At 64.4% G+C, this 6349-nt stretch carries 5 protein-coding genes; all 5 read left to right on the top strand.

Annotated elements, in window-relative coordinates:
• The first annotated feature begins 98 nt into the window (after positions 1 to 98).
• The 5 genes from MWU77_RS17225 (at position 99) to MWU77_RS17245 (ending at position 6268) form a co-directional block, all read left to right on the top strand.
• Positions 99 to 1544: an ABC transporter substrate-binding protein gene (locus MWU77_RS17225; protein WP_308198814.1), complete on the top strand. Its 1446-nt coding sequence runs from the start codon at positions 99 to 101 to the stop codon at positions 1542 to 1544.
• 93 nt (positions 1545 to 1637) lie between these two features.
• Positions 1638 to 3239, top strand: coding sequence for an ABC transporter substrate-binding protein (locus MWU77_RS17230; RefSeq protein WP_169688689.1), 1602 nt, complete (start codon positions 1638 to 1640; stop codon positions 3237 to 3239).
• A gap of 49 nt (positions 3240 to 3288) precedes the next feature.
• Positions 3289 to 4254, top strand: a complete 966-nt coding sequence (locus MWU77_RS17235; RefSeq protein ID WP_247274314.1) for an ABC transporter permease — start codon at positions 3289 to 3291, stop codon at positions 4252 to 4254.
• The gene (locus MWU77_RS24985) at positions 4251 to 5165 is read left to right on the top strand and encodes an ABC transporter permease (protein ID WP_247274315.1); all 915 of its coding nucleotides are present in this window, start codon (positions 4251 to 4253) and stop codon (positions 5163 to 5165) included. The genes MWU77_RS17235 and MWU77_RS24985 overlap by 4 nt, the downstream gene beginning before the upstream one ends.
• On the top strand, positions 5162 to 6268 hold the full coding sequence (locus tag MWU77_RS17245; RefSeq protein WP_247274316.1) for an ABC transporter ATP-binding protein: 1107 nt from the start codon (positions 5162 to 5164) through the stop codon (positions 6266 to 6268). The genes MWU77_RS24985 and MWU77_RS17245 overlap by 4 nt, the downstream gene beginning before the upstream one ends.
• Positions 6269 to 6349: the final 81 nt, after the last annotated feature.

Here is a 6349-nt window from a genome sequence, read left to right on the forward strand (position 1 = left end):
CAGCCGCTGCTGCGTTCGCTGCCGTCCTCCTCCTGAGCTCGTGCGGCGACTCGGGTTCGGACGACTCGAGCGCGCCGATCGAATCCGGGGATCCGGTCGTGGGAGGCACCCTCGAAGTCCTGCAGACGGGTGAGCCGCGGTCGCTCGACCCCGCAGCGTTGACCAACTACTGGGCGTTCCAGCCCACGCTCGGCAACGCCCTGTACGGCACATTGATGGTCAACGATGTCGAGAGTCTCGAGATCGACTACAAGATGGCCACCGAGTTCTCGACCGTCGACGGCGGCAAGACGTTCACCCTGAAGCTTCAGCCCGATCTCGTCTTCACCGACGGCACACCGCTCGACGCCGCTGCCGTGAAGTACAACTGGGATCGCCTGACCGATCCTGCACTGGGATCCACTTCGGGACGGTGGGCAGCGCAGATCGAGGAGACACGCGTCGAGGATCCGACCACTCTCACAGTCACGATGCGATCGGAGAACCCGCACTACGCGCAGGCGGTCGTAGGGAGTTCGCTGAACTGGATCGCGTCCCCCGCCGCCCTCGAGCAGGGTCAGGCCGCATTCGACGAGAACCCCGTCGGTGCGGGACCGTTCGTTCTGGAATCGTGGTCACGTCAGGACGCCGTGAAACTGACCAAGAACCCGGACTACTGGGACGCGCCGAAACCGTATCTGGACAGCCTCACGATCCGCACGGTCAGCGACACCAACCAGCGCGTGAACGCGATGACCACCGGCGCAGCGGATTTCGCGTCGGAGACGAACTGGGAGAGCATTGACAAGCTCGAGAACGCAGGTTTGAACACCGAAGTCGTCGCGACCGGCGGCGGTCAGTTCATGGGCATGAACTTCCGGCGCGCGCCGTTCGACGACGAGCGTGCACGTCGCGCCGTGGCACTCGCCGTCGACCTCGACGCGATCAACACCGCTGTCTACAACGGACAGGGCGAGGTCCCGCAAACGCTCTTCGCCGAGAGCTCACCGTTCTTCACCGACATCCCGCTCAAGGAGACCGATCCTGAGACTGCGCAGGATCTGTTCGACGAACTCGCCGCAGAAGGCAAGCCGGTGTCGTTCTCGTTCCTGTCGTACCCGACCACCGAGAGCAGGACCCTCGGTGAGGCACTCCAGGCGCAGCTCAGCGCGTTCGAGAACGTCGAGGTGAACGTCGACGTGGTCGACTACCCCCAGGCGGTGGCCCGGACCGGATCCCACGACTTCGACATGCTGATTTCCTCGGCCATCATCCAGGACCCCGACACCCCGCTGTGGCTGGCCTTCCACAGCGCCTCGACCGGAAACAATGTAGGCGTGTCCGATCCCGAGCTCGATGCCGCGCTCGATGCCGGCCGTATCTCGGAGAACGTCGACGAACGGAAGCCCGCGTACAACACGGTGCAGGAGCGTCTGACCGAACTCGTCCCGGGCATCTGGTACTACCGCGCCGTCCCCGGCGTCGTGTGGGCCGACAACGTGCACGGTGTCGAGGTGTATGCGCTCGGGTCGCCGTTGCCCGAGGAAATCTGGGTTACCGGATAACCCCGACCGCCGATCAGCGAAGTGCTTGCTGCGGGTAGTGGCCTGGATGGTGCCGGTACCCGCAGCAGGCCCAGAACTACAACAGGAGTGCAAGTGTCAGTGAGTCGACCGCACGTGTTGCCGCGCGTCCGTGCACGACGAGGGATTTCTCGACCGTTGCTTCTTGCCGTTGCGTCGGTGATGGTGGCCGCCGGGTGCGGTGGCGGGGATTCGTCGGGAGGCGGAGGGACAGGTTCCGACACGCCCGTGCCCGGCGGCGAACTGGTGATGGCCATCAACGTCGAGGGCAAGACGATGGACCCGGTCTGGTGTGCCAGCAACGCATTCGAACGATGCGTGCCCGTCTTCGGTACCCTCATGCGCTACGACGTCGAGGACGAACAGTTCGTGCCCTCGATGGCGTCGTCCTTCGACTCCGAGGACGGCCGGACGTGGACCTTGACACTTCGGGACGGTGTCCAGTTCACCGACGGCACCCCGTTCGACGCAGAAGCTGTCGTCTTCAACTGGGACCGCATCAAGGATCCAGCGAATCTCTCACCTTCCGCTCTGGTCGCGGCTCCGCTCACGTGGCGGGTCGTCGACCCACTCACAGTCGAAGTCGTTTCGGAACAGACGAACTTCCAGCTTCCCTGGGCATTGACACAGGGCCTCGGCATGATCGGGTCGCCGTCAGCGATCACGCAGCTCGGCCCCGATTTCGGAAACGCGCCGATCGGTGCCGGTCCCTTCACCCTCGACACCTGGGTCCGGAATTCGAAGGCAACCTACACGGCCAACCCTGACTACTGGGACGAGGGCGCTCCGTACCTCGACAGTTACGTTCTCGAGGTGATCGGCCAGGACGACCAGCGTCTGAACGCGTTGCGTGCCGGCGAGATCGACATTGATTGGTCTCTTCTGGCGAAGGACGCCAAGGCGATCGAAGCGGAGGGGTATACGGTCCACAGCCTGCCCCTCGTCGGCGGAACCGGCCTGAATTTCAACCTCGAAGACCCTGATCTGAAGGACCCGCAGTTACGCCTCGCGATCCTGAAGACGTTCGACAGCGCACAGATCAACAGCGCCGTGTACCCGGGCGACGAACCGGTCGACGCGTTCCTCTACCCGGACAGTCCCTACCGCGACGACTCGCTCGGAAAGTTCCCCGAGAAGGACATCGAGGAGGCGCAGCAGCTGTTCGACGAGTATCTGGACCGGACCGGCAAGTCCGATCTGACCTTGCGTCTGAGCACCTTCGCGGGTCTGCCCGCACTCGAGCAGGTGGCGCAGCTCCTGCAGTCGCAGGCCCAGCAGATCGACGGGCTCACCATCGAGATCGACGCCATGGACTACGCCACGCTCGAAGGCGCTCTCAATGCAGGTGACTACCAACTCGGCATGGCCGCCGCCTTGTCGCAGAACATGGACGGCATCTACGAACGGTTCCACTCCAACGGGACCCGCAATATCACCGGCTACTCGAATCCTGAGGTGGACGAAGCATTCGAGACGAGCCGGGCGTCGCAGGACCCGCAGGTGGTCTCAGCGGCCTACGAGGTGATCAACGGGGAGATCTCCAACGACGCACCGCTGCGGAACTGGCGATACCAGACCGGATACCTCTTCACCCAGGACTACGTGAAGGATCTGATCATCACGGGCACGCCGAGTGGAGCGGGCGTCTACCTGGACGAGGCATGGGTCGACAAGTAGCGGGGGACGCCGAGTAGCGGGCGACGAGAGAGTGCGAGGTGATCGAAACGTGGTCGGACCTTCGGTGCGGCGAAGCGCGGTGTCCGTCGGGAACTTCCTCCTTCTGGTCTGGATGGTCAGCGCGGCGGTGTTCCTGCTTCTGGAGTTGATTCCCGGCGACCCCGTCGACGCACTGGTGCCCCCGGGTGCGTCCGACGCGATGCGCGAGCTCGCCCGCGAGAGCTACGGACTGTCGGATCCGCTCGTGCAGCGGTACTTCTCGTGGATCGGAGGAGTTCTCCAGGGCGACTTCGGGCGCTCGTTCACCACGCAGACACCGGTGCTTACGTCGATCGCCGAACGAGCACCGGTGTCTCTGGAACTCGCGATCCTGTCGATGGTGGTGGCCCTCGCGATCTCGCTGCCCGTCGGTGTCTGGTCGGCGTACCGGCCCGGCGGCCGCGTCGACAGGATTGCGACAGCGCTGACGTCGGCGACACTGGCCATACCGTCGTTCGCGCTGGGAGTTCTGCTCGTCTTCGTGTTCGGCGTGCTGCTCGGGTGGCTTCCGACCCTCGGATGGACGCCGTTCTCCGAGGACCCGATCGAGCACATCCGGTATCTCGTACTGCCGGTGATGACCTTGGCGGCGGGTGAATGCGTGCTGTTCACCCGCCTGCTCAAAGGCGACATGATGGCGACTCTCCAGCAGGATCACGTGCTCTCGGCGCGGGCGCGCGGACTGCCCACGTGGCGCATTCTGACAGGACATTCGCTGCGGCAATCCTCGTTCTCCCTGATCACCGTGTCCGGGGTGGTGATCGGCCGGCTCATCGGCGGAACGGTCATCGTCGAACTGATCTTCTCGATACCGGGCATGGGCACGCTGGTCGTCAATTCGATCCTGTCGCGCGACTTCATCGTCGTGCAGGCGGTGGTTCTGCTCAGCGCGTTGCTCTACCTGCTGATCAATACGGCCGTCGACGTCGCTTACCCGTGGCTGGACCCGCGCGTCCGGAAAGTGAGTGGATCGTGACAGATCTCGTCGGGAAGGCCACCGATATCGGAGCACCCGCGCAGGGGCCTGCGATCGGTACGCCTACCAGCGCGGCGCCGGCCGCTGCGCCACCGCGTCGCCGGCGACGCGAGTACGGTGCGTTGCTCGGTGCTGTCTGGATCGGTCTCGTCGTCCTCGCGGCCCTGACTGCACAGTGGCTACCGCTGCCCGACCCCAGTGAGATCACCGACGAGTTCAGCGCGACCCCGGGATGGGGAGCGCACCCGCTCGGGACCGACTCATTGGGCCGCGACACACTGTCGCGATGCATCTACGGCGCGCGGGTGTCGATGACGGTGGCCATCGTCGGTACGACCGTGGCGATGATCATCGGCGTTACGGCGGGGATGGTTGCCGGGTACGTCGGAGGCTTTCTGGACCGGGCGATCTCACTGGTCATCAATTTCCTGCTCTCGTTCCCCGCACTGATCTTCCTCATCGCACTGGTGGCCGCACTCGGTCCGAGTCTGTCGACACTGGTGCTCGGCCTCGCCCTGCTCGGTATCCCGAACTTCGCGCGTGTCGCGCGAGCCAACACGATCGCCTTCTCGGAACGTGAATTTGTCACGGCGGCGAAGGCGCTCGGAGCGGGAACATGGCGGGTGCTCACTCGGGAACTGCTCGCCAACGTGATGCTGCCCGTCATGTCGCTCGCGCTCGTGGTGATGGCGACCCTCGTCGTGGCGGAAGGCAGTTTGAGCTTTCTCGGACTGGGTGTTCCCCCACCCACTCCGAGCTGGGGCGGGATGCTCGCGGCCGGACGCGAATCCCTGAGGGAATACCCCCATCTCGTACTCATTCCCATGCTGTTCTTCTTTCTCACCGTGTACTCGTTCAACAAACTCGGGGACTGGGTGCGTGGCCGGGTCGGGAAGGAGTCGTCCGTATGAGTGGTGTCGAAAGTCTCGAGAAGGACACCGACGGGGTGGAGGCTACGCGGCGGGCGTCACTGCTGGATGTGCGTGATCTGCGGGTGTGGTTCGATACGCCACGCGGCTCGGTCCGTGCGGTCGACGGCGTCGATCTGACAGTCGATCCCGGACGGACACTCGGCATCGTCGGCGAATCCGGCTCGGGAAAGTCCGTGCTGTCCCGCGCGGTCATGAAGATTCTCCCGCCCAGCGCTCAGGTGCATCCGGCCGGTGAGATCCGCTTCAACGGTGTGGATCTGGCGACCGTGTCGCCGAAGAAGAACAAGCACCTGTGGGGAGTGGACCTGTCGATGGTGTTCCAGGACCCGATGACCTCCCTCACTCCGGTCATGACGATCGGGCGGCAACTCACCGAAACTCTCCGGTTCCACCTCGGCCTCGATCGGGCGCAGGCGAAGGCCGAAGCGATCCGATTGCTGACGCTGGTGGGGATACCCGAACCCGAAAGCCGGTTCGCTCAGTACCCGCACCACCTGTCCGGTGGCATGCGGCAGCGCGTCACGATCGCGCTGGCGATCGCGTGTTCCCCGAAGCTGCTCATCGCCGATGAACCGACCACGGCTCTCGATGTCACGGTGCAGCAGCAGATTCTCGATCTTCTCCAGGACCTGCAACAGAAATCGAAGATGGGCATGATCCTGATCACCCACGATCTCGGTGTCGTGGCGGGCCGTGCCGACTCGATCGCCGTCATGTATGCGGGCAAGGTCGTGGAAGTAGGGCCGACGCGTGAACTGTTCGCGCACATGCGGCATCCGTACACCCGGGCTCTGATCGATGCGATTCCGAGGCTCACCCACCCGAGCCACGCCTACCTACCCTCGATTCCGGGGCGTCCGCCCACGATCATCGATCCTCCGCCGGGATGCAGTTTTGCGCCGCGATGCTTCTCCGCTCAGTCTCGATGCCTGATCGAAACACCGGTGCTCGCTACCTCACCCGATTCGCGCGAGCATTCCGCGGCGTGTTTCTTTCCGCTCGGGACCCCGGCGGGGGAGAGCGCCAGGGTCCCGGAAAGGTCGGCGCGTAGCCCTGTGACCTCGGGATTTGTCGCCATGTGAACGGCGTGTCGACTGTGATGGGTGCGACCTACGGGATTGGATGGAAGTTCCTACGCCACCGTCCGATCCCGAGGCCGCACC

Source organism: Rhodococcus sp. F64268 (assembly GCF_023015605.1).
Classification (GTDB): domain Bacteria; phylum Actinomycetota; class Actinomycetes; order Mycobacteriales; family Mycobacteriaceae; genus Rhodococcus.

Coding starts and splice junctions, on each gene's coding strand:
- MWU77_RS17245 (WP_247274316.1), top strand. CDS start 5,162: ATGAGTGGTGTCGAAAGTCTCGAGAAGGACACCGACGGGGTGGAGGCT.